Source organism: Bradyrhizobium sp. BR14999 (assembly GCF_056106085.1).
Window position 1 is genome coordinate 5,552,616 of sequence record NZ_CM148536.1, and the last position, 21,685, is coordinate 5,574,300.

Annotated in this window: 28 protein-coding genes and 1 tRNA gene; 14 read left to right on the forward strand and 15 right to left on the reverse strand. The window is 62.3% G+C overall.

Annotated features, from left to right (window positions below):
- The first annotated feature begins 368 nt into the window (after positions 1–368).
- Entirely contained in the window at positions 369–785 is a 417-nt protein-coding gene (locus ACR9YP_RS25935) for a hypothetical protein (protein ID WP_474217481.1), read from the forward strand.
- 289 nt (positions 786–1,074) lie between these two features.
- On the opposite strand, the gene ACR9YP_RS25940 is transcribed toward ACR9YP_RS25935, so the two are convergent.
- The gene (locus ACR9YP_RS25940) at positions 1,075–1,371 is read right to left on the reverse strand and encodes an HU family DNA-binding protein (protein WP_008558895.1); all 297 of its coding nucleotides are present in this window, start codon (positions 1,369–1,371) and stop codon (positions 1,075–1,077) included.
- 353 nt (positions 1,372–1,724) lie between these two features.
- Between ACR9YP_RS25940 and ACR9YP_RS25945 the strand changes: the two genes are divergently transcribed.
- Together ACR9YP_RS25945 and ACR9YP_RS25950 are read left to right on the forward strand one after the other, a co-directional pair.
- Entirely contained in the window at positions 1,725–2,216 is a 492-nt protein-coding gene (locus ACR9YP_RS25945; RefSeq protein WP_474217482.1) for a hypothetical protein, read from the forward strand.
- Between the two features lie 116 nt (positions 2,217–2,332).
- Entirely contained in the window at positions 2,333–2,635 is a 303-nt protein-coding gene (locus ACR9YP_RS25950) for a hypothetical protein (RefSeq protein ID WP_091887822.1), read from the forward strand.
- Between the two features lie 379 nt (positions 2,636–3,014).
- Here ACR9YP_RS25950 and ACR9YP_RS25955 read toward each other — a convergent pair whose 3' ends face one another.
- From ACR9YP_RS25955 to ACR9YP_RS25965, 3 genes are all read right to left on the reverse strand, one after another.
- Complete coding sequence (locus tag ACR9YP_RS25955; protein ID WP_474217483.1) at positions 3,015–3,182, reverse strand: hypothetical protein; 168 nt, start codon at positions 3,180–3,182, stop codon at positions 3,015–3,017.
- Positions 3,183–3,258: 76 nt separating this feature from the next.
- Positions 3,259–3,486, reverse strand: a complete 228-nt coding sequence (locus tag ACR9YP_RS25960; protein WP_474217484.1) for a hypothetical protein — start codon at positions 3,484–3,486, stop codon at positions 3,259–3,261.
- Positions 3,480–3,713 (reverse strand): hypothetical protein, encoded by a 234-nt coding sequence (locus tag ACR9YP_RS25965; RefSeq protein WP_474217485.1) that lies wholly within the window; start codon positions 3,711–3,713, stop codon positions 3,480–3,482. The genes ACR9YP_RS25960 and ACR9YP_RS25965 overlap by 7 nt, the downstream gene beginning before the upstream one ends.
- Before the next feature lie 89 nt (positions 3,714–3,802).
- On the opposite strand from ACR9YP_RS25965, the gene ACR9YP_RS25970 reads away from it, so the two are divergent.
- Positions 3,803–3,994, forward strand: a complete 192-nt coding sequence (locus ACR9YP_RS25970) for a DUF3072 domain-containing protein (protein WP_370987412.1) — start codon at positions 3,803–3,805, stop codon at positions 3,992–3,994.
- 639 nt (positions 3,995–4,633) lie between these two features.
- On the opposite strand, the gene ACR9YP_RS25975 is transcribed toward ACR9YP_RS25970, so the two are convergent.
- Complete coding sequence (locus ACR9YP_RS25975) at positions 4,634–5,833, reverse strand: IS91 family transposase (RefSeq protein ID WP_438104195.1); 1,200 nt, start codon at positions 5,831–5,833, stop codon at positions 4,634–4,636.
- Between the two features lie 12 nt (positions 5,834–5,845).
- Positions 5,846–6,721, reverse strand: coding sequence for a tyrosine-type recombinase/integrase (locus ACR9YP_RS25980; RefSeq protein WP_438104197.1), 876 nt, complete (start codon positions 6,719–6,721; stop codon positions 5,846–5,848).
- Between the two features lie 281 nt (positions 6,722–7,002).
- Here ACR9YP_RS25980 and ACR9YP_RS25985 point away from each other — a divergent pair, with 281 nt between their 5' ends.
- The 4 genes from ACR9YP_RS25985 to ACR9YP_RS26000 all read left to right on the forward strand — a co-directional run bounded on the left by ACR9YP_RS25985 (position 7,003) and on the right by ACR9YP_RS26000 (position 9,258).
- Complete coding sequence (locus ACR9YP_RS25985) at positions 7,003–7,194, forward strand: hypothetical protein (protein ID WP_128942208.1); 192 nt, start codon at positions 7,003–7,005, stop codon at positions 7,192–7,194.
- A 55-nt stretch (positions 7,195–7,249) separates the two neighbouring features.
- A complete protein-coding gene (locus ACR9YP_RS25990) occupies positions 7,250–7,618 on the forward strand; it encodes a VOC family protein (RefSeq protein ID WP_027576603.1) in 369 nt (122 codons plus the stop codon).
- Positions 7,619–7,877: 259 nt separating this feature from the next.
- A complete protein-coding gene (locus ACR9YP_RS25995; RefSeq protein ID WP_091887845.1) occupies positions 7,878–8,330 on the forward strand; it encodes a VOC family protein in 453 nt (150 codons plus the stop codon).
- A gap of 289 nt (positions 8,331–8,619) precedes the next feature.
- On the forward strand, positions 8,620–9,258 hold the full coding sequence (locus ACR9YP_RS26000; protein ID WP_438108536.1) for a glutathione S-transferase family protein: 639 nt from the start codon (positions 8,620–8,622) through the stop codon (positions 9,256–9,258).
- Positions 9,259–9,488: 230 nt separating this feature from the next.
- Here the strand turns inward: ACR9YP_RS26000 and ACR9YP_RS26005 are convergent, their stop codons facing one another.
- Genes ACR9YP_RS26005 through ACR9YP_RS26015 form a run of 3 tightly spaced genes read right to left on the reverse strand, consistent with a single transcriptional unit; the run spans position 9,489 to position 10,232 of the window.
- Positions 9,489–9,656, reverse strand: coding sequence for a hypothetical protein (locus ACR9YP_RS26005; protein ID WP_370987417.1), 168 nt, complete (start codon positions 9,654–9,656; stop codon positions 9,489–9,491).
- Positions 9,657–9,662: 6 nt separating this feature from the next.
- Positions 9,663–9,920, reverse strand: coding sequence for a hypothetical protein (locus ACR9YP_RS26010; protein ID WP_474217486.1), 258 nt, complete (start codon positions 9,918–9,920; stop codon positions 9,663–9,665).
- A 57-nt stretch (positions 9,921–9,977) separates the two neighbouring features.
- Positions 9,978–10,232, reverse strand: a complete 255-nt coding sequence (locus ACR9YP_RS26015) for a PilZ domain-containing protein (RefSeq protein ID WP_091887851.1) — start codon at positions 10,230–10,232, stop codon at positions 9,978–9,980.
- A 223-nt stretch (positions 10,233–10,455) separates the two neighbouring features.
- Between ACR9YP_RS26015 and ACR9YP_RS26020 the strand changes: the two genes are divergently transcribed.
- A tRNA-Glu gene (locus ACR9YP_RS26020) sits at positions 10,456–10,530 on the forward strand.
- A 277-nt stretch (positions 10,531–10,807) separates the two neighbouring features.
- On the opposite strand, the gene ACR9YP_RS26025 is transcribed toward ACR9YP_RS26020, so the two are convergent.
- From ACR9YP_RS26025 to ACR9YP_RS26035, 3 genes are all read right to left on the reverse strand, one after another.
- Positions 10,808–11,809, reverse strand: a complete 1,002-nt coding sequence (locus tag ACR9YP_RS26025) for an acyltransferase family protein (protein WP_474217487.1) — start codon at positions 11,807–11,809, stop codon at positions 10,808–10,810.
- Positions 11,810–12,044: 235 nt separating this feature from the next.
- Positions 12,045–13,232 carry a 6-phosphofructokinase gene (locus ACR9YP_RS26030; protein ID WP_474217488.1) on the reverse strand — a complete coding sequence of 396 codons (1,188 nt, stop codon included), beginning with the start codon at positions 13,230–13,232 and terminating at the stop codon, positions 12,045–12,047.
- Between the two features lie 51 nt (positions 13,233–13,283).
- Entirely contained in the window at positions 13,284–14,429 is a 1,146-nt protein-coding gene (locus ACR9YP_RS26035) for a fructose 1,6-bisphosphatase (protein WP_474217489.1), read from the reverse strand.
- Positions 14,430–14,740: 311 nt separating this feature from the next.
- Here ACR9YP_RS26035 and ACR9YP_RS26040 point away from each other — a divergent pair, with 311 nt between their 5' ends.
- From ACR9YP_RS26040 to ACR9YP_RS26060, 5 genes are all read left to right on the forward strand, one after another.
- Positions 14,741–15,367: a PilZ domain-containing protein gene (locus ACR9YP_RS26040; RefSeq protein WP_370987420.1), complete on the forward strand. Its 627-nt coding sequence runs from the start codon at positions 14,741–14,743 to the stop codon at positions 15,365–15,367.
- 102 nt (positions 15,368–15,469) lie between these two features.
- Entirely contained in the window at positions 15,470–15,724 is a 255-nt protein-coding gene (locus ACR9YP_RS26045) for a hypothetical protein (protein WP_370987421.1), read from the forward strand.
- A 306-nt stretch (positions 15,725–16,030) separates the two neighbouring features.
- Positions 16,031–17,071 carry a PrsW family glutamic-type intramembrane protease gene (locus ACR9YP_RS26050; protein ID WP_474217490.1) on the forward strand — a complete coding sequence of 347 codons (1,041 nt, stop codon included), beginning with the start codon at positions 16,031–16,033 and terminating at the stop codon, positions 17,069–17,071.
- Positions 17,072–17,141: 70 nt separating this feature from the next.
- A complete protein-coding gene (locus ACR9YP_RS26055; protein ID WP_474217491.1) occupies positions 17,142–17,720 on the forward strand; it encodes an HdeD family acid-resistance protein in 579 nt (192 codons plus the stop codon).
- A gap of 234 nt (positions 17,721–17,954) precedes the next feature.
- Entirely contained in the window at positions 17,955–19,040 is a 1,086-nt protein-coding gene (locus ACR9YP_RS26060) for a 3-deoxy-7-phosphoheptulonate synthase (protein ID WP_474217492.1), read from the forward strand.
- Positions 19,041–19,110: 70 nt separating this feature from the next.
- Here the strand turns inward: ACR9YP_RS26060 and ACR9YP_RS26065 are convergent, their stop codons facing one another.
- The 3 genes from ACR9YP_RS26065 to epmA are packed head-to-tail and all read right to left on the reverse strand — an operon-like array spanning position 19,111 to position 21,563.
- Entirely contained in the window at positions 19,111–19,365 is a 255-nt protein-coding gene (locus ACR9YP_RS26065; protein WP_128934044.1) for a hypothetical protein, read from the reverse strand.
- 42 nt (positions 19,366–19,407) lie between these two features.
- Positions 19,408–20,502: a lysine-2,3-aminomutase-like protein gene (locus ACR9YP_RS26070; protein ID WP_474217493.1), complete on the reverse strand. Its 1,095-nt coding sequence runs from the start codon at positions 20,500–20,502 to the stop codon at positions 19,408–19,410.
- Positions 20,499–21,563 (reverse strand): EF-P lysine aminoacylase EpmA, encoded by a 1,065-nt coding sequence (epmA, locus tag ACR9YP_RS26075; RefSeq protein ID WP_474217494.1) that lies wholly within the window; start codon positions 21,561–21,563, stop codon positions 20,499–20,501. The genes ACR9YP_RS26070 and epmA overlap by 4 nt, the downstream gene beginning before the upstream one ends.
- Positions 21,564–21,685: the final 122 nt, after the last annotated feature.

The window sequence follows — 21,685 nt, forward strand, 5'->3', positions numbered from 1 at the left end:
TTCGTTAGGCGTTGCGCCGCCCCTGGCTCGCCGCGCGACGACCGCCTTTGTTCCAGCTTCGACTCCCTTTCGTTCGCGAAGAACGAATCGGACTCGAAGAAATCGGCGCGGAGCAACTCTTAACAAGTGGTGTGAACGCGCGCGGTGAGCGCCCGATCACGTGAGGTCGATCGCTGCGGCACCGACAGTTTGTCTTGGCGCAGCCGCGAGTCGCGGTCGCAACAAACGACTGCCTGCGAAAGCCTGCCGTGACCGACATGTCCCGCATCGATACAGAAGGCACGGCTTGTTCTGCATCCGACTCCATTTCGTTCGCAAAGAACGAATCGGAGTCGGAAAAATCAGAGAGACGCGAATCCTAACGATCGATGAAAGCGGGCGCCGTCACCCTCGGTGCAAGACTCTTCGGCGGCAAAATTTTCGGCGACACGGATTTCGAGGCGACTGTGAACACGATGACGATCTCGCGGCACGGCTCGCACCGAAAGCTGTTGGCTGAGTTTGCCGTCATCGGCTTGGCGCATTGCGGGCAACGTCATGCTGCGCGAACGCGTTCCGTCACACCTTCGTTCCGTCACACGTTCGTTTCAAAGGCATCAGCGTCGACGCCCGCCGATCCACTCACGCCGCCCGCTTTGCTTTTCCCTTCTCCGAAAACATTCCAGGATCTGGATGCGCAGCTCTTCTGCGGCCGGGCCCTCCAGCTTCCTGAGCTCGTTCCAGAGCCTGATCACTTCGCGCTGTTTCTCGACGGTCATGAATCACCTCCAAGGGAAGATGACTGACTAGAACAAAATGAGAACGACGTGTCCAGCCCCTCCCCGAAATTCCACAGGGCGTAGCGGCTTGAACCTTTTCCGCGCTGCGCGGACCCATGGAGGCTGGGGATTTCAGGGCCCAGTCATACGGCAGCGCCGCTTGACGAACATACTCCGTCATCGCGGCGCTGTTGCATTTTGGATTTTCAACCTTACGTTACGAGCATGGTTGGCGGCTAGGCGCTGAAATCCCAACGCCGTCAGCCAAGAGAGCCCCGTGCGAAAGCGCGGGGTTTTTCTTGTCAGCGCCGGCGCCTTAGACGGCGTCCTTGGCCACCTTCAGCGGCGAGGCCTTGACCGACTTGCTCGCCGGCTTGGCCGCAAACTGCATCGGCTCCTTGGTGAAGGGATTGATGCCCATCCGGGCTTCGGTCGCGGGCTTGTTCACCACCGACATCTTGACGAAGCCGGGGATGACGAACTCGCCGGACTCGTTGAGCTCCTTGTAGCCGACCGTCGCCATGTATTCGATCACCGACTTCACGTCGTTCTTCGACAGCTGCGTGCCTTCCGCAATTGCATCGATCAATTGGGTCTTCGTCATCTTCGCCATGTTCTGAATTCCTTTGAAGGGATGCGCGTGCGTAAACTCTGCTGTGGACGCGGCCGGACCGCGGAGGCGCGCTTCTAATTCATGCCAGAGGTCATGAAGTGACCGGGCTTAGAGCCTATCGAGGCCCAAAACGCAAGCAGGGGTTCTCTAGGGTTCCCGACTTCCTGTGAAAGATGTTGCAGCATTTGCCGATTCTTCTTGAACCATTTGCCGCCTGGCGCGTCTTACTTATTGAAGTCCCTAAGCTTCACCCCACCAGAAAGCCCCGCTTCCCCCAAGCGGGGTTTTCGCTTTTGCCGGCCTGGTAGCGCGCCGCGGCTGCTATATGGTCGAAAGGTTTCTCGTGGGGACTCATGAAGGTCGCTATCGTCATCGCCGGCTTGATCGTTGTTGTAGTTGCCGCCCTCGTCGCCATCCAGCCGAGCTTCTTGAAGCCTGCGTCCCTGGCCCTCGTGAAGAAATCCGACATCTTCGGTTTCTCGCCGGGGATGACGTTCGAGGAGACCAGCAAGCTCGTCAGTCAACGTCGCCTCCTCTGCCGCCAAATCCGGGGCTCGTACACCCTCGAATGCGAGATCAATGCCGCCAAGGTCACGGTCCACAGTGACGACGCTGACGCCAAGCATCCGATCTGGCGTGTCCGTGCGGAGTTGAACAATCCGGGGCCGCAGGACGCCGCCGTCAAATCGATCTCCGACCAGTTCAACGCCCAGCCGATCAAGGTCCACGCGGGATGGACATGGATCGTCGGCCGTGAGCTCAAGCTGAGCTATGACGGCCTCGCCTTGAACCTCGTGGACGAAGCTGCGGAGGCCAAGCTTCGCAAAGACGAAGCCAAGCGCTAGCGAGCACGACGAGTCACCTCATCGTGAAACTTGTGGCTCGGCACGCCTTGTTGAGACTTCGGTAACCTAACGCCTCCAATCTCGCATCAGTATCGTTGCGTTGGAGTATCCTCACAGTGCTGGATTTTAACGAGCTGCGTGAACTCGCGGCTGATGTACGCGTTTTTGTCGATATCGCCGAGGACAAGGCCGAAGCGCTGCGAGCCGTCATCGCAGCTTATGACGTCGTGCTCGCGATCTTCCCTTCTGGTGACGGCATGGGCCTCCACGTCATCAAAGGCAAAGAGATCCTGGACAAGATCGCAAACTCTCGGAGCCATGCGATGTACAGCCACACGGCCATCGCGGTCCCTGACCTCGAGCACGCAGAAGTGCTCAAATACCTGACGGCGCCGGTCGAGCAACGGATCGCAGCCTGAAGCGGATGCGTTTTGATTGAATCGGTGCGGGCCGTGAGCACCTCTCCCATAGGGAGAGGTCGGATCGCATCGCAAGATGCGATCCGGGTGAGGGGTTACAGCCCCAGTGATCGCTGCGGCCCCTCACCCGGATTGCACCGGACGATGCTTCGCATCGCCAAGCGCAATCCGACCTCTCCCCGCTGGGGAGAGGTGACTCTCGAACGAACGAGCGAAGCCAGCTTCATCACGAGCCGGAAGGTACTTCGGGAAGTTATCCGCGGAGTCGGTTGAAGATCCGGAGCGGGAGCCGTGATCCCAGCACCATGAGGATCGCGATGGCTGCAACCAGCACATATTTCAGCGGGTGTTGCGACGACGCGAGCGAGCCTTGCCACGTTCACTGGCCGCCCAGCAAATAGACCGTGAAGCCAATCACGATACAGCCAAGCCCGAAGACCGCCGTCACGATTTCGGCGACGTTTTCCAGACCGAAGAATCTGACGATGGCGGTCCATGCGGCAGACAGGAGCATCTCCGCGATCGCGCTGAGCAGGCCTTGAAGCATGGCAATAGGTCGCGTCGGTCGTCAGCGGGGTTCAACCGCCGTAACCGCTCGGCCTGTCCCGCAGTAGAACCGCCCCTCACCGAAGGTCCCCGGCCTTCCGGCTCTCACCAATTGAAACCGGCTTGTTCAGGAAATACTCGCGATTACCGGTCGCAGCTTCCGCGTACTGGTCGATGGCCACGATGATGGCCTGGACGTGGGCATAGCACCACCCTTCCCGCGTCGCTCTTCGGCGAACGTCCTCGAGCGCGGTCAGGAAGGGCGATAGCTCTCTCTCATCGTCGAACCAACGCCTGCTCACCATGTCCTCCCGCCGAGCACCCTGCCCTTGGTCTGGCGCGGCGGCGCGCTCTTTAGCGCGTCCCGCTGGGCGCAAAGACTTTCAATCTTCGCCTCCATCCGCGACAGCAGCGCTTCGGACGAGGCCGTCCCGACACCCGCCCGCTGCAATTGGAGGATCTCCTTCCTCTGCCTTCCCATCCGGATGCGCATCCGTTCGATCTCCCGCCTGACAACGTCCAGGTCCGGCATGTTCAGCCCCGCGATTTTGAATATGGTCCATGAGAACAAAAACGGAACGACGAGTCGAGTCCGACGTTGGACGGAGAAGGAGAATTGTGATGGCAGACAATACCGAGAAGGACCCGAAAGACTGGGTATCCGGAGACGACCCGATGACGGGGGCCCAGGAATCCTACCTTAAGACCCTCGCCGAGCAGGCGCATCAGAACCTGCCCGAACAAAAGCTGACCAAGGCCGAGGCGTCGGAGTTGATCGACAAGATGCGGGAGAAGGCCGGGCTGGACGAGTGACCCCAATGATTGCGGGGAAGCCCGGCCCGCCCAGAACGGATGCACGCGTGCGAGTGCGCGGGTAGAGAGGCCAACCAAATTCGAGTTGGTGATCAACTTGAAGACTGCAAAGGCGCTCAGCCTCACCGTGCCGCCCTCGTTGCTCGTCCGCGCCGACGATGTGATCGAATAGAGATGCCGTTTGCTGCGATGCATGAGTCTGCTTGTGGCCAAAAAGCTGCCTCTGTTTCTACGCTCTAACGTCGGCTTGCGGGGTGCGAACGGGCCAAGGTCGAATATGGCCGCGACGTCCCCATGTGTGAAGGGTTTCGGATGCCGGCCGCATGACTGATGGCGCGGCACATTCGGCGGCCGGCGTCCGAAAGCCTCCAAGGGAGGAAACCGCGCATGGTGGGCAGGAAGGGTGCGGCGGGCTCTATGGGGATTTGAGCTCTGCGGGCGAACTGGCCGATGGAGTTCGAAGCAATGCAGCGAGCTGCGCGAGGGTAGCGGGGCTGGTGAATGATGGGTAGATGGCTTCGAACGTGATCAATCGTCGGCGGATTGGCGACGACAGCTGACCGTTGGGGCGTATGCCGTTGTGGCCGGTCGATGAGCGGCGGGCATGGCGAACTGCTTTGCAGAGCGACGGTTGCGCGCTCATGAGGTATCGATCCTGATGGCGCTGGTTGGCGGGGTCGCTTGATGGCGAGGCGTTGTGCCTTGTTCGAAGACCTCGATGACGATCATGCGGCCGCCGCAGCATGGACACGGCGGCCTGCCGCTGTCGACGACAGTCTCGGTCGGCTCATCCTTACGATCCTTGACGACGAGCAGTTCGCGCGCGCGTGCAACGTTGTCGGCGCAGGCGCTCCGCGCGAGCAGACCGTAGTGGCGGATGCGGTGGAAGCCCTTTGGCAGCACGTGGATGAGGAAGCGGCGGATGAACTCGTCTGCAGCGATCGTCATCCGCTTTTGACGGTCGTAGCCTTCGACCCGGTAATCCTTCCAGCTGAAGGTGACGCCGTGCCGGCCGAGGGCGATCAGGCGGCTGTTGGCGATAGCGACGCGGTGGGTATAGCGCGACAGATAGGCCAGCACGGCCTCGGGACCGCCAAACGGACGCTTGGCATAAACGACCCATTCCGTCTTGCGCGACGCTGTGAGCAACGCGGCGAATGATTGTGCTCCGGCGAGATGAGCGTCGTTGCCGAAGAAGCTCAGGCGCCCGGCCTGGTGGAGGGCGGCAAGGCGCTCGAGGAACAGCCGCCGAAACAGGCGTGAGAGCACACGCACCGGCAGGAAGAACCCTGGCCGGCAGGCCACCCAGCGCTGGCCGTCGGGCGAGATGCCGCCGCCCGGCACAATCATGTGGACGTGCGGGTGGTGGGTCATGGCCGAGCCCCAGGTGTGCAGCACGGACGTAATGCCGATCCTGGCGCCGAGATGCTTCGGGTCGGCGGCGATCGTCAGCATGGTCTCGGCCGAGACCTTGAACAGCAGATCGTAGATGGTGGCCCTGTTGTGATAGGCGATGTCGGCGATCCGGGCCGGCACCGTGAACACAACGTGATAATACGGCACCGGCAGCAGTTCGGCCTCACGGTCGGCGAGCCACTGCTTCGCCGCGGCGCCCTGGCACTTCGGGCAGTGCCGATTGCGGCAGGAATTGTAGGCGATGGACGTGTAGGCACAGTCCTCGCAGCGCGCGACATGGCCGCCGAGAGCTGCCGTGCGGCAACTCTCGATCGCCGACATCACCTTCAACTGGTCGAGGCTGACATGGCCGGCATGGGCGTGACGCCATGCCGGGCCATGGCTGCGGAAGATATCCGCAACCTCCAGAGCCGGGCGAGACATAGGTGCCCAGCGTCAGCCGGGCGGCCGCGCCTCCTTGAGCTTGAGAGCGATGTGCTCCAACGGGCTCATGACCTCGCTGATGGTCTTGGTGGCGACGCGGGTGTAGAGCGCGGTGGTATCGAGCTTGGCGTGGCCGAGCAGCACCTGGATGACGCGGACGTCGACGTTCTGCTCCAGGAGGTGAGTAGCGAAGCTGTGGCGCAATGTGTGCAGCGACACGCGCTTTTTGATCTCCGCCATCTGCACGGCGGCATGACAGGCACGATTGAGCTGGCGCGTCGTCATCTGCTGCGCCGGATCGCGGCCCGGGAACAGCCAGCCTTGCGGCCGAGCCATCTTCCACCAGGCCCGTAGCAGCGCGAGCAGGCTGGGCGACAGCATGACATTGCGGTCCTTGCCGCCCTTGCCCTGCTCGACGCGGATGATCATCCGCTTGCTGTCGATATCGGAGACCTTGAGCGAGACGACCTCGTTGGCACGCAGCCCGGCACCGTAGGCCACGCTGAGAGCCGCCTTGTATTTGAGCCCCGGTGCGGCATCGAGCAGCCGTGCCACTTCCTCCACGCTCAGTACCACCGGCAGCTTGCGTGCCTCGTGAATGAATTGAGTGTGCTCGATGATATCGTGGCGCTTCAAGGTGACTTTGAAAAAGAACCGCAACGTCGAGACAGCCTGGTTGATGGTCGGCACGCCGGCGCCGCCCGTCGCCAGATGCAGCTGATAGCGACGCACGTCCTCGAAGGTCGCAAGATCGGGTGATTGCCCGAGAAACGCGGCGAAATGCTTGACCCGTTGAACATAGTCATGTTGGGTCTTGGCTGCGAACTTCCGGATCGTCATGTCTTCGATCATGCGCCGGCGCAGTGGGCTTACTGCCTCGTCGGTCATGGGGGGCTCCTGTCTTGGGTGAAGGTTGCGAACCCCTCATCTCAAGACAGGACGCCTCGTCGCGCTATCCTCTCAGCTGCGCTGCCAGCTACCATGCCCTACCGCGCGAGCGGTTTAGTCCATTGACCTCCAGCAGACGTTCGCTGGGTCGACTTTTGTTCTGGCGTCGCGCCGGTTCCGGGTGCACACTGGTTCTATCACCGCACGGCGCTGTGCTTTGATCGGTGATGAGAACGCCGTTTTGCGCTCCCTCCCAATTCACGCAGGGAAAGGAGAGTGCCATGGGAAGACACTCACAATCCCACATTGACGACAACCTGAACGCGGAACGTGCCCGCATCATAGCGGAACTGGAAAATACGCAGCCGGGACCACAGCGTGATCTTCTAGAAAGCAAACTGCGCCAGCTCGAAACCGCTTCTCATATAGATGAATGGCTGACGTCATCGGGTCTGCAACCCCCCGAGGAATAAGGCGTCTCAGGCCGACCGAGCGCGTAGGGGTCAGCAGAGAGCGAGAGGTCTTTCGATGACTATCACCCTCAACCACACCATCGTCCCGGCCCGCGACAAGAGGGCAGCGGCACAATTTTTTGCGCGCATTTTTGGCCTCCATGCCGATCCGAAAGACGGCCATTTCGCGCCGGTACGTATCAACGACACGCTCACGCTGCTCTTCGACGACGACGAGGCGTTCGAGAGCCACCACTACGCCTTCCACGTCAGCGATGCCGAGTTCGATGCCATCTTCGGCCGCATTCGCGAGGCGAACCTCGCCTATGGCAGCGCACCGTGGAGCCTCGACGACGGTAAGCTCAACGACTGGAACGGCGGCCGCGGCGTCTATTTTCGCGACCCTGACGGCCACGTGCTAGAACTCATGACCGTACCGCAGTGAGCCGCTACAGCGACGAGGCGATCGAGGAAATTGTTGTTGTGTCGTGTGTAAGATCGTCTGGTATTAGGGTGACAGTGCACAAATTCATTCGCCAGATGTCCTGCTCCCCGCGCCTTCGATCAACGCTAGCGGCGCCTGTCAATTGAGTGGACTGTCACCGTACCCCGCCCCCTGCCCCTCCTCCCCAATTCCTGCTATCTCTCCCTCCCGCCGGCTCCGCCGACCCAAAACCCTCCATCCGATCCAGGGAGCAAGAAACATGCGATATCTCCACACCATGCTGCGCGTGCGCAATCTCGATGTCGCGCTGAAGTTTTACCAGGATGCGCTGGGCTTGAAGGAGGTGCGGCGGATCGAGAACGACAAGGGGCGTTTCACGCTGGTGTTTCTGTGCTCGGCCGATGATCTCGAGGCGCTGAAGAAGCAGCCATCGAGCCGCGGCGCGCCGCTGGTCGAGCTCACCTATAATTGGGACGAGGAGAAATACGGCGAGGATCGCTTCTTCGGCCATCTCGCCTATGAGGTCGACGACATCTACGCCACCTGCGAGAAGCTGATGAAGGCCGGCGTCACCATCAACCGGCCGCCGCGCGACGGCAACATGGCGTTCGTCCGCTCGCCCGACCTGCACTCGATCGAGCTGTTGCAGAAGGGCGAGCCGAAGCCGCCGCAGGAGCCGTGGTCGTCGATGCCGAATACCGGCCACTGGTAAGGCACTCGGCAGGAACAAGGCCCCTCGCCCGCCGTTCTCTTCGCAACGAAGCCGATTGGAGGAGGATGCGATGGCGAGAGGGCTGTTGCTGTGGCTGCTTGGCGTGCCGATCCCGGTGATCATTCTGTTGTGGCTGTTCTTCGGCCGCTGAGCGTCGCGTTGAATTTGCAATGAAGGCTCCGCCCTGGGCGGAGCTTTTTGCATGAGGGGCTCGGCGCAATCGCGCATCGCTCGACGAGGCGAATTCCGCTATCACCCGCGCAAGCGACAACGCCGCGGGAGACGCCTCGTGCCTGACACCAAGCTGACAATCTGGGGCCGCGCCAACTCGGTCAACGTGCAGAAGGTGCTCTGGTGCCTCACCGAGCTCGGTCTGGCTTACGAGCGCATCGACGCCGGCATGCAATACGGCAAGACTCGCGAGGCCGAGTATCTGTCGATGAATCCCAACGCGCGGATCCCGACACTGGTCGAGGGCGAGTTCGTGCTGTGGGAATCCAATTCGATCATGCGCTATCTCTGCCTCGCGCATGGGCGCGGCACGCCGATCTACCCCGAGGCGCCGAAGCTGCGCGCCAGCGTCGACCGCTGGCTCGACTGGACGCTGTCGACGGTGCAGCCGGTCGACCGCCCGGTGTTCTGGGGCATCGTGCGCACCACGCCCGCCGAGCGCGACATGATCCAGGTGCAGCGCGATGCCGATGCCGCCGCCGAGGTCTGGACCATCGCCGACCGCCTGCTCTCGTCGCGCCGCTTCATAGAAGGCGATGCGTTCACGCTCGCCGACATCGCGGTCGGGTCCTATGCGCGGCGCTGGCTCGGCGTCGAAGGCATCAGCCGGCCGGCGCAGCCGCACCTCACCCGCTGGCTCGCCGAGCTCGGCAAACGACCTGGATTTGCACAATTCGTCGCACCGCCGATGTCGTGACCGCTGGCGCGGCGTAAGCTGCGATGATCACGGGAGGAATCGCCGTTGTGGCGCAACCGTCCGGCGTCACGGCAGCGCTTGACGGCTACTGTGCATGGGGTTGTTTTCGCATATTTTGTTGTGGCGCTAGAGCGTTTTCGAGCGAAGTGGATACCGGGTTCGCGTGAAGAAAACGCGTCAAAACAAGAATCTTGAGCTTCGGTTCTGATTCAATCAGAACCGATAATGCTCTAGAGCCAGCCGCGCTCGACCAGCAGCACGCAGATGATCAGCACCAGCGTCACCGCCGCGGTGGCGAGCCGCGCGGTCCAGCTGAGGCCGCGGCCGACCCATAACAACAGCGCGCCATACATCAGTACGGGGATGAGGATGTCGAGCCGCAACAGGTCCGGCGCCATGGACGTTCAGCGCCGGATGCTGGTGTCGATGCTGACCGAGCCGCCGATCTTGACGCAGGTCCCGGTGCCCTCGACCATGACGAAGCGCGGGCCATAGGAGGCGCAGGAGCCTGCCTTCGCCGCGCCGGCCGTGCCCTTCAGCGGCAGCGCCTTGCCGGTCTCCTTGCCCGCCTGCGGCCGCTCGGCGGGCGGTAGGCGCAGGCTCTCAGCCGCGGTGGCGGAGGTGGCCAGCAACGAGATCAGGATAAGGAACGGCGCGCGCATGGCCGCCTTGTAGCCCGGACCGGCCCCGCGCGCCATCCGGGTTGGCGGACCGCGATGTCAGAGGAACTTGATGCCGGCCGACTTGCCGCGGCGCCAGACCACTTGGCAGCTCCGCCCGGTGCGCGCATCGCGGGCAAAGGCCATCCGGATCACGCCAGGAAGCTGGCTCGCATCCTCGTCCATCGTGATCTTCGCGCCCGTCGCCGAGATGTCCTGGACCAGGCAATGCCGCGCCGCGAATCCGCCGTCGAGCGTGATCCAGGCGTGCCGCGACAGCAGCTTGCGCTCTGCGCGCTTCTTGGGCGGTGGCATAGGAAAATCTCCTACTCCAGCGCTACCCAGGGAACCCTAAGAAATCGTTGAATTCGCCCCCGAATGATTCCGGGGCCGACGCTTGTCCACCGGGGCAAAAGACCGTTCCCGAACGGCTTGCCCGGGAGCGCAAAGGCCACTATACGTTCGCCCGCTGCAAGCCGCCGGGCACTGTTCGGCCGGCCAGCGGCCGTGCCGCGGAAAGCGGCGGGGCCCTGCGTTTGCTCCCTTCGTCTATCGGTTAGGACGCCACCCTTTCACGGTGGAGAGAGCGGTTCGATTCCGCTAGGGAGCGCCACCCGCCAAAGCGGCTATTGATTTTCTTACGAAATTTTGCGCTTTTGGCTGGAAGGGGCGGTTTGCAACTTTTGTTCGCGACCCACCCTCCTCGCCTGGCCTTGTGCTGTACGTCCTAATTCGCTGGCGCGGGACCCTTTGCTTGGTCAAGAGCAAGGAGCGCCAAAGGTGCTAATGGCCCCATCAGGAAGGCTATCCAGAACCAAGCTCTGGGCGATCTGCGTAGCGAGCGGCAATTGGGTCGCAGTCCGTCGGGCTAAGCATCGGCAAACCTGGTTTCAGCGGACCGCCATCACGGGACGAGATCTTCTGAAAAATGCTTCGACGGTAAAGTAGCTAGTCGTTGCAAGGAGCATCGAAGAGATCGTCACCGTCAAGAATGCTGGCAAGAAATCCAACCTGTCGCGCAAGAGCAATGCCAACGGGAAATGCCAGAGATACATTCCATACGATATTCTTCCGACGGTCACTGCTGCCCAGTGAGCGAGCAATTTCAGAATAGTGACCGACGCTCGGCGACGAACGACAGTTCCAATCAGGATCGCTGCAGAGATTTCTGCTGCTGTCCCCCCGAATATCAGCGACCTATCGCTTCCGAAGCTCGCTGTTGCGAACACGAACAACAATATTCCAGCGGCGTAGATCGAAAGGAGAGGAGTAAGCACGTCATCCAATGAAGCCTGCTCAAGCCGAAATGCTAACAATGATCCGAGCATCAGACCAGTAATCCGGGTGTCAAACCGGTAATAAGCCTCGTCAAATGAACCAGCCGCAAGCGCCGCGACCTTCCAAGCGAAGGCTGCGGCAAGGGCGATCGCCAGTAGCCGCTCTGGATTTCGCGCCTTCCCTAGTCCCAACATTACCAAAGGCCACAACACGTAAAAGTGCTGCTCTACGGAAAGAGACCATGTGTGTCGAAGGATGTCGGGGGCATTCCAAAAAGCCCTCGAATAATCCGATAAATAGAGGCCCGCTAGAATGACGTCTCTCAAGTGCGCTGTTATCCCAATGTCCGGGGTCAGGAGCGGTTCGAACAGCAGATAAAAGCAGAGAAACAGCAGCAGCGCTGGTGCCAGTCTTGCCATCCGGCGAGTGTAGAACGACCAGATGTCGATAGAGCCAGTGGTCTTCTTCTCTTCCCTCAACAGAGTAGTGATCAAGAAGCCGCTCAAGACAAAGAAGACGTCAACTCCAAGAAACCCGCCGCTCATGAGGCCCGATGAATGCCCGGTATGAAAGGCGATAACAGCCAGAACGGCTATCGCGCGGAGGCCGTCCAAGGTCGGTTCGTATCGCATCTGACGTGCGGAAGCCCTTCTGTACCGGTCAGGCTACCACCGAGACTGTGAAATGGCAGTAAACACCCTTTGGAGTTGTATGCGACTGGGTCCATGATGCGGCGTTGTTCCCGGCGGGGGGCCCGGCGAGCGCAGTTTAAGACCTAAATTCCTCTGGATACCGCACGGCTTTGATTTGGTTTCGCTTTTTTCACGCTTGGCAAACCAGTACCCCCGCTCAAGACGCGCGGTTGAGGAAGATCGGCAGCCCCCGCTTGTTGGAATAGAGAGGACGGTACCGCTCCGTGTTGTATGTACTGGCGACGTCCAGTTTGCGCGGCCCGAGCTTGGCGTCAGGGATAGGCACAAGGTCATAGCGGCCCTCGACCAGTGCTGACATGAGGCCGGACTTGCCCTCCAGAATGGCATCATAGGCCATGTTGCCGAAAGTCAGGGCGACGAGCTTGTCGATGAAGTCAGGATCGCCCGATCGCAGATCGTAAGTGAGATCAGAGACGATGGTCTCCTCGCCGGCGCGCTCCTTGATCTCGTCGGCAAGGGCTTCGGCCACGTTCCTCCTTTTGCGATGACCGTAGGCGTCCGGTTCGCCGTATTCCTGCATCTTGTAGCCCTCCCACTGGGCGCCTTCGCTCAGCACGATCAGCGCGTAGTTGCTTGGGTTGGCGCGTTTCTCCTCGAGCAGCAAACGGATCAGCTTGTCGAGATTGACTTTGTACTCCGGGATCAAGCATCGGATCGAGGTCGCGTACGCAGTGTAGAGTGCCGTAAATCCGGCATCGCGGCCAAAGATGCGGAAAATACCAATTCGCTCGTGCGAGCCGACAGTGGTGCGCTGGCGCTGGACGGCATCGCTGGCGCGGGTGATCGCGGTCGAGAAGCCGATGCAATATTCGGTGTTGCGGACGTCGTTGTCCATCGTCTTCGGGATGGCGATGATCTTCACGCCGAGCCCGCTGAGCTTGTCCGCATAACTTAGCGTGTCGTCACCGCCGATGGCGATGAGGTGTTCGATGCCGAGCCCCGACAGGTTCGCCAGGACCCGGCTCGTGACGTCCCAGCTCTTGGTTGCGACGCCGCCCTTGGTACTCTCCGACATTGGAATGTCTTGGCCAGCCAGATGATCCGGCAGCTTTTTCATTTTGGAGGGATTGGTGCGGCTCGAGTGCAGCACGGTGCCGCCGCGTCGATCGATGATGCGCGTGTTTTCGCGGTTGAGTGGGATGAGGTAGTGGGATTTGCTGGCGGGGTCGTCGAGGTTCAGGTGTGTGAGGGCCTCCCAGCCGCGGCGGAGGCCGATGACCTCGATGTCGTCCTCGGTCCCGCGATAGGTCACCGTCTTGATGATTGCGTTGAGACCGGGGACGTCGCCGCCGCCGGTGAGAATGCCGATACGTTTCCTCGTCACGCCCCACCTCCCAGTATGGCATGTCGCAATAGCGCCTGCGTCACACGTTCTCTACGCGGCCGCCTCCGGCTTGCGCTCCTCGCGCAGGCGGAAACGCTTCAAGAGTGCGGATACGGTGTCGCGGAAGCCGCCATACTCCAATTCGGAATAGGGCAGCATTGCAGCGCCGGACCAGCCTTGGCTGCGCATCTCGATTGCCTTGCTTTGCGCGCGCCGGCGTACCTCGTCCCACGCCGGATTGTCGAAGAAATCGGTATAGGACTCGGAAAAGCGGCCTTCCTTGTCGATCGAAAAACCGACGCAGGAAACGATCGGCAGGCAGTACATGCCAGTCACCGGTGTATTGAGCGGGACGGGCATCAGCGGCATCACATGCGAGCCGCGCGCATCGCCACCCACGAAGTGTGCCTTGGCGAAGGGAGAGACGATTTCCTCGGGCGCGGGAAAAATTCCCTGGTTCCTGATGATCGCGACCGGATCATCCTTGCCGGTGTATTTGCCTGCGATCGCGTGAAGACGCTGCGCCGATACGGCGGCGGCAACCTCGCCATAGGTTTGAGAAACGATGCGGTCAATGCCAAAGCGCTCGTTGTCGCGAAGCAGCGCGGCAATGTGGTAATTGTCCGCGGGCGCGTCGAGTTCGATCACGCTGTCGCCAGCGGTGTGATCCATGTCGATGACATGGAAGCGGAAGCCCTTGATCATCGGCGGCAGCATCAGGCCAGCGCAATACATGGGATCGGCGAAGGCGAGGTAGAGCGGCAGGTTGTAGGCGCCGGGGCCGCACTTGTCGGCGGCGAACACCATGAAGGACTCTGCGGGTCTCGGACTCGAGAGGCTGTGGTCGAAGCTGAGCTCGGCGACGCCCGGCCCGGCACCGCGAATGTTTCCTGATGGTGCATCTGCGAGGAGATCCTGGCCGGCGCCGTAGAGACCGGAAGTCTTCGCAACCGAAGTGGCCGCGAGAAACGCCTTCCAGGCGAATTGATGGATCTCGGAGCTCCCCTCGCCCCGTGTGTGCGTCATGATGATCGCAATGTCGTCGCCGGTGTGGCAGACAAAACCATCGATCAACAGACCATTGCAGATCGCCTTGGCGACCTCGCCCTCGACGGCCGCCATCATGCGTGTCGACGGCTTCGTATGTCCGCCGACGGAGCCAATGTCAGCCTTGATGACTGAAAGGGTAAGTCTCATGAGCGTTCTCCCCGCGCAAGCTCAACACCCGGCCTCGGCGCTTGCTGCGCCGGGGCGACGGCGCTGCTCATTCCCGGAAACGAACGCCTAATGTCGGGATTAGGTTCCAGCCCTAGGTCAAATAGCGCTCCGCACTGCGTGCGCGACCTCGCCCTTTTTCGTTGTGAATTTGCGCAGCGACTTATCGTATCGGCGCGATCCGCGCGTTTACCGGAAATTTACCCCTGCTCCTGAGTGCCGGTATCATTTGCTTAGAATTTGACTGCTACCGTGGAACTACGGAAGCAATCCCCCAACATCATTGGCACTTCATGTCCGTCGCAGAGTTCCTCAGGCAGCGTGCAGTGGATGTCACCGTGAGCGGCAGCTACTCGCTGCCGCGCTGGTATGATTGCGAGGGCAAGCTCCGCAGCTTCGCCTGCCGGACCAAGCGCGTTTCGCCCTTCCGCATGATCGTGGACGTGCCTGTCGTCGGCAAAGTCGGCGAGCGCGTCACCTCCTACTTCGAGGATTTCGGCGAATTCCAGTGCACGATCAGCGCGACGCTGAAGTCGGGCTTCCTGATGGAGCTCGACATGACGCGGGCACGGCGCGCCTGGATGTCTGAAAAGCTGACCTGGCTCGAGAAGAAGCAGAAGGACGCCAGCGTCCAGGAGCTGCGGCGCGATGCGCGTTTCGTTCCGCAGGTCTCACATACGTTCCTGACGCTCGCCGACGGCAGCACCCATCCGTGCTTCATCATCGACGTCTCCACGGCCGGCGTCGCGATCTCATGCGAATACGACCCGCCGCTCGGAACCCCGCTTGCGGTCGGTGCCTGCGTCGGTCGCGTGATCCGTAAGTTCGGCCACGGCTTTGCGGTCAAATTCGCCGACAAGCAGTCCCGGGACGACCTCGTCCGGCTGATTGTCCGCACGCCGTTGCTGCAGTCGGCCTGAGAAAAATCGCTGCCCTATCGCGGCCCCAATGCGGGATCAGCTTTACGGGTCTGCGCCTCGCGCCTGATGTCATCTTTTGCAGACTTGCGATCGGGGGACCGAATGGCAGTCGACAAGATCACAGTTGATAAGATCACTTGGGACAGGGTCGGCCGGGTCACCGAGCCCGGACGCTACATGTATACCTTCGGCTGGCTCACCATCACCGCCGGCGATCTCGAGATCTGGAAGCAATATCCGCAGGCCGCGTTCACGCTGCTGGAGCAACCGGCGGAGCCGGACGCCCCCATCGGCGGCGAATTCCATCTCGGAGCCTTCGATATCGCCCCCAGCGCGCTGCCGTTCAGCACCCACTGAACGCGGGAAACGCCGTTGCCGGGGGCGATGGTCGCCTTCGCGGCCACGCGTGCATGTGAATCGAAGAAACCTCCGCATTCCCTTCATCTGGCTTATCAATCAGTCCAGATGACGACGCCCGACCGTTGCCATTGGTGACGAACCGATTCTGTCATGCAATTGATTGCCCTCGTCTTTAACGTTCGCCAGCCGCCCCGATGAACGCTGGCTGTCGCGCTTGTTAAGCGAAGCGACAGCAGGCGCATGACACATGGTCGCATCGGTGGACGTAGATTAGCGGATCAAGGGAACCTATTTTCGGCGCCGATGTACCTGATTGAATCATTACCCACCGTCATCGGAACTGCCGCCATTGCCCCGGCGCTGCTGATGCTGTGGCTCGTTATTGCCGCCGAGGAGCGCCCAGGGCCACCCGCCCAGGTCTGGACCGCCTTCCTGCTCGGCGCGGCCAGTATTTCGCTGCTGGGCCTTGTCCGCGCCCCCTTCTCCAGGATGATCGCAGCGCCCGCCGACCCCTGGGCCGCGCTCGCCATGCATTCGGTCTTCGGCGTCGCGCTGCCCGAGGAAGCCGTCAAGGTGATCGCCATCGTGGTGGTCTCCTCGACCAAGCGGCGGACTTTCGCCAATCCGATGGACACCGTGGTCTATGGCGCCGCGGTCGGCCTCGGCTTTGCCGCTTATGAGAACCTCGCCTACCTCGTGCAGCATGCCGAGATGTGGCGCTCGCTGGCCGCCCTGCGCAGCGTGCTGACGGTGCCCTTCCATGGCGCGCTCGGCATCATCGCGGGCGCGTACCTCACCATCGCCCGGGCCGGCACGGCGCTGGGCGCCAACCGCCACAATCGCGACTGGGCCCGCCTGTCGAGCCGCCTGCTGATCTTCGCGGGCCCGCTCGCGTTGCATTCGGCGTTCGATTTCCCGCTGCTGACCCTCCAGCGCATGCCGGATCTGGACCCCACGCTCCGGATGTGGCTCGGCGCGGCCAGCCTGTTGATCGGCTTCAGCTCGATCGCCTTCGCCATCCGTCTGGTCCGGCGGGTCGCGCGCCACCATGCGCCCCGGACAGATATTGCGCGGGAGCGGCTCAGCCAGCTGCGCCGGATGTGGGCGCTGCTGCTTGCCGGCGGCGGCATCGGCTTTCTCGGCCTCGCCTTCGTGCTGACCTCGATCCATCACTGGCTGATTAATCCCGAGCGCAATCTGACGCTGGCCCTGATCCCGATCGGCTTCGTCTCGATCCTGCTCGGTCTTGCACTTCTGATTGCCACGACCGCAATCTACATTCTCGGCCGCAACCGCATCCGCACCAGCGCGGAAGGTTTTTCATCGGCGCCCGGCGGCGGGTGAGCTTGCGGGATGGCGAGCGCGCCGCGCGCATACTAGATTGAACCCAGTCCTCTCGCTCTGGAGCCTGCCGATGACATCGCCCGAGGAGTTTTCACGGATGCAATCCGCGATGAGCCAGGCGGTCAAGGCGCATTGGAGGGCCTTTCTGTTCGAAGGCATCCTGCTCGCCGTTCTCGGCATTGCCGCGCTGATCCTGCCGCCGCTCGCGAGCCTTGCGACCGCGATCTTCCTCGGCTGGATGTTCCTGATCAGCGGCATCGGCGGATTGATCGTGACCTATTGGGCGCGCAGCACGCCCGGCTTCTGGTGGTCGCTGATCTCCGCCGCGCTGGCGGTGCTCGCCGGCGGAATTCTGCTGGCCCGGCCGATCCAAGCGGTGCTGACGCTAACCATCGTGCTCGGTGCCTACTTTCTCGCCGAAGGCGTCGCCACCATCATGTATGCGCTGGAGCACCGCCGCGAGCTGAGCAGCCGCTGGTCGTGGCTCCTGATCGCGGGCTTCGTCGACATCGCGATCTCCTTCATGGTGATCGCCGGCCTCCCGAGCTCGGCGGAATGGGCGATCGGCGTCCTCGTCGGTATCAACCTGCTGTTCGGCGGCGCCACCCTGATCGGCATGGCGCTGGCAGCACGCAAGAGCAACACTTGAGACGCCTCGTCGCATCTTGTGCCGTTTGGGGGGTGACAACCCGCCAACGGCGCGCTATATGGCCTGCCATGATCACCGTCGCCACCAGCTATTTTTGGTACTTTAGCTACGACAGCTCGCTGGCGGCGGGAGGATCGCGCTCAATCTGACACATTGCAGCAAACGTCCGAACAAGCCGCCAGACCTGGCGGCTTTTTTATTGGCCGGCAGGTTCTAAACAAACAGGAGCCCGCCGTGCTGAGCACGACCGACGATCTTCGTATCCGTGAACTGAAAGAGCTGAACACGCCGGAAGAGGTGATGCGGGAAGTCCCCCGCACGCTCACCGCGACGCGTGTGGTGATGGCGGCGCGTAACGCCATCCATGCGATCCTCAACGGCCAGGACGACCGCCTGCTGGTCGTGGTTGGCCCGTGCTCGGTGCATGATCCCAAGGCCGCGCTCGACTACGCCGAACGCCTCGCACATTTGCGCGAGGACCTCGCCGACCAGCTCGAGATCGTGATGCGGGTCTATTTCGAGAAGCCCCGCACCACGGTCGGCTGGAAGGGCCTGATCAACGATCCCGATCTCGACGGCAGCTTCGACATCAACAAGGGCCTGCGGCTGGCGCGCAACGTGCTGTCGGCGGTGAACAATCTCGGCCTGCCCGCCGGCACCGAATTCCTGGACATGACGACGCCGCAATACATCGCCGACCTCGTGTCATGGGCTGCGATCGGCGCGCGTACGACCGAGAGCCAGATCCATCGCGAGCTGGCGTCGGGACTGTCCTGCCCGGTCGGCTTCAAGAACGGCACCGACGGCAACGTGCGGATCGCGGCGGACGCGGTGAAGTCGGCCTCGCATCCGCATCATTTCATGGCGGTGACCAAGCTCGGCCGTTCGGCGATCGCCTCGACCGCAGGCAACGAGGACTGCCACATCATCCTGCGCGGCGGCAGCAAGCCGAACTATGACGCGGCAAGCGTCGCGGCCGCCTGCAACGAGCTGACCAAATCGGGCGTCGCGCCGCTCGTGATGGTCGATGCGAGCCACGCCAATTCGAGCAAGAAGTCGGAGAACCAGCCGCTGGTGATGACCGATATTGCCGGCCAGATCTCAGGCGGCGAGAACCGCATCATGGGCGTGATGATCGAGAGCAATCTCGTCGCCGGCCGTCAGGACGTGGTGCCGGGCAAGCCGCTCACCTATGGCCAGAGCATCACCGACGGCTGTATCGACTGGGCGACGACGGCGGCTGTGCTCGAGCAGCTCGCCGACGCGGTCGAGATCCGGCGCAACACCCAGCGCGCAGGGCTGCACGAACGATCGGCCTGAGGCGTGACGAGGCGAAGTGTCAGTCGCTTGCTCAGTTCCTCACCTCTCCCTTCGGGAGAGGTGAAAGAGATCAGCAGCCGCGGCAGATGCTCTTGATCTTGCGATCTAGCTCAGCGTCTTCCTTGTTCGCGGGAGTGTTCGGATTGCTCAGATTCTTCTCGCTCGGCACATCGGCCGCGCGCGGCTGGCGGTGACCGACGGGGGCCGGCAACACCGTTCCAGGGGTCGCGCCGCCCGATGTCGATCCTTTGGAGCCGCCGGTCTGTGCAACCGCCCCGCCCCCGAGCAAGACCACGAGCGATGCTGCCACCATGATCTTTTTCATGTCCGCTTCTCCATTCTCAACCGGCGCACGCTCCAACACCGCTCAGGTTTCGGGCGGATAGAGATGAACGTCGCCGCAATAGTCCACGATACGATAGCGCGTTTCGGCTCCCGCTTCACGCGCATCACCTGCGGTATTTTGTGCCACCGACACATAATTCGGTCCGACCGGCGACTTGCCGGCGCCGCCGGGAATATCGATGACATAGTCAGGCTGACACAACCCTGACACCCGCCCGCGCAACTGCCGCATCAACTCCTGTCCCTGCGCCAGCGTCGTTCGCAGATGCGCAGTGCCCGGTGCGAGATCGCCGTGATGCAGGTAATAGGGCTTGATCCGGCATTCGACGAAAGCTCGCATCAAATCCGACAGAGCGGTGATGTTGTCGTTGACACCGCGCAAAAGCACGGACTGGCTCACCATGGGAATGCCGGCGTCGACGAGCCGCGCGCAGGCGGCACGCGCCGTAGTGGTCAGTTCCCGCGCATGGTTGGCGTGCAACGCGACCCAGGTGGTCGCTCCCTCGACCTTGAGCGCGGCGATCATCTCGTCGCTGATGCGCACGGGATCGGCCACGGGCACGCGGGTGTGAAGACGGATGATCTTGACGTGATCGATCGCGGCCAGATCGGCCATGATCTCGCTCATGCGGCGCGGCGACAGCATCAGGGGATCGCCACCGGTCAGGATCACCTCCCAGATTTCGCGATGCGCGCGGATGTAGTCGATCGCCGCACGATAGGCGCTGTCCGAGAGTGCGTTCTCCTTGCCGGGCCCGACCATCTCGCGGCGGAAGCAGAAGCGGCAATAGACCGCACAGACGTGAACGAGCTTGAACAGCACGCGATCGGGATAGCGGTGCACGATTCCGGGAACCGGCGAGTGCGGATGATCGCCGATCGGGTCGGCGTTTTCGCCCGGCTGCGCGTCCAGCTCGGCTGCGGTCGGAACGAACTGCCGTGCGATGGGATCCTCGGGATCGGCGGTGTCGATCAAATCGACCAGCGCCGGCGTGATCGCCACCGCATAGCGCGCAGCAACGCGTTCGAGCGCAGGCAGCGTCGCTGCGGGCGCCAGACCTTCGGCGACGAGCTCGGCCGGCTCGCGCAAGGTGCGTGCAAGGTTTGTCGTCCTCATGTCTCACTTAGCGTTTCATTTGCAGGCGGTGTCCAGACCACCTGATCAATTCGCGATGCGCCACTCGCCAGCATGACCAGCCGGTCGAAACCGAGCGCGACGCCGCTCGCCTCCGGCATTGCGGCGACTGCGGCCAGAAAGTCCTCGTCCAGAGGATAGGCCTCGCCGTAGCGGCGCTGCTTCTCCGCCATCGATTCCGTGAAGCGCTTGCGCTGCTCCTCGGCGTCGGTGAGTTCGCCAAAACCGTTGGCGAGCTCGACGCCGCAGGCATACACCTCGAACCGCTCGGCGACCCTGGGATCGTCCGCCTTCACCCGTGCCAGCGCCGCCTCTGGAGATGGGTATTCGAACAGAATGGTCAAACGGCCCTGCCCCAGATGCGGCTCGACATGCTCGACCAGAACCTTGCTGAAGATGTCGGACCAGGTGTCATCCTCGGCCACACGGACCTTCCCGCCGGCGGCCACGGCAAGTGCGGCGCGGTTACCCTCGCCGCCCGAGATTGTCGACAGCAGGTCGATGCCGGCGAAGCGCTCGAAGGCGCCGGCGACCGTCACAAGCTCCGGCTCGGCGAAGGGATCGGCGGTCCGGCCCCGGAACGAGAAGGTTCCGATGCCGGTCGCCTGCGCCGCCCGGGCGATGATGACGACGCAATCGGCCATGATCGCGTCATACGGGGCGCCTGCCCGGTACCATTCCAGCATGGTGAATTCGGGTAGATGCAGGTCGCCGCGCTCGCGGTCCCGGAACACCCGGGCAAACTCGAAAATCCGCGTCTCACCCGCCGCCAGCAGCTTCTTGCAGGCGAATTCCGGCGAGGTTCGCAAGTAGCGGTTGGCACGGCTGCCGTCCGGCCGCATGATCTCCGTCCGGGGGGCGTGCAGATGGGTCTCATTGCCGGGGGAGACTTGGAGCACGGAGGTTTCGACCTCGACGAAGCCCTGCTCGGTGAAAAATCCCCGCAGAGCCCCGGTAATGGCCCCCCTGGCCTGGAGGAACGGCCGCCGGTCGAGGTGCCGCTCGGGCGACCAGAACGGCGAGATCGGCTTGTCCCCAGCCATTAACGGATCGCCCCTCGGAACAGCAAAATGCTGGCATCCAACGGCAAAATCAGTATGTTGCGGCCCGAAACGGGCGCCGAGGTCTGATTTGAGGCCCCAAGTCCCCCATCGATTTGACCACG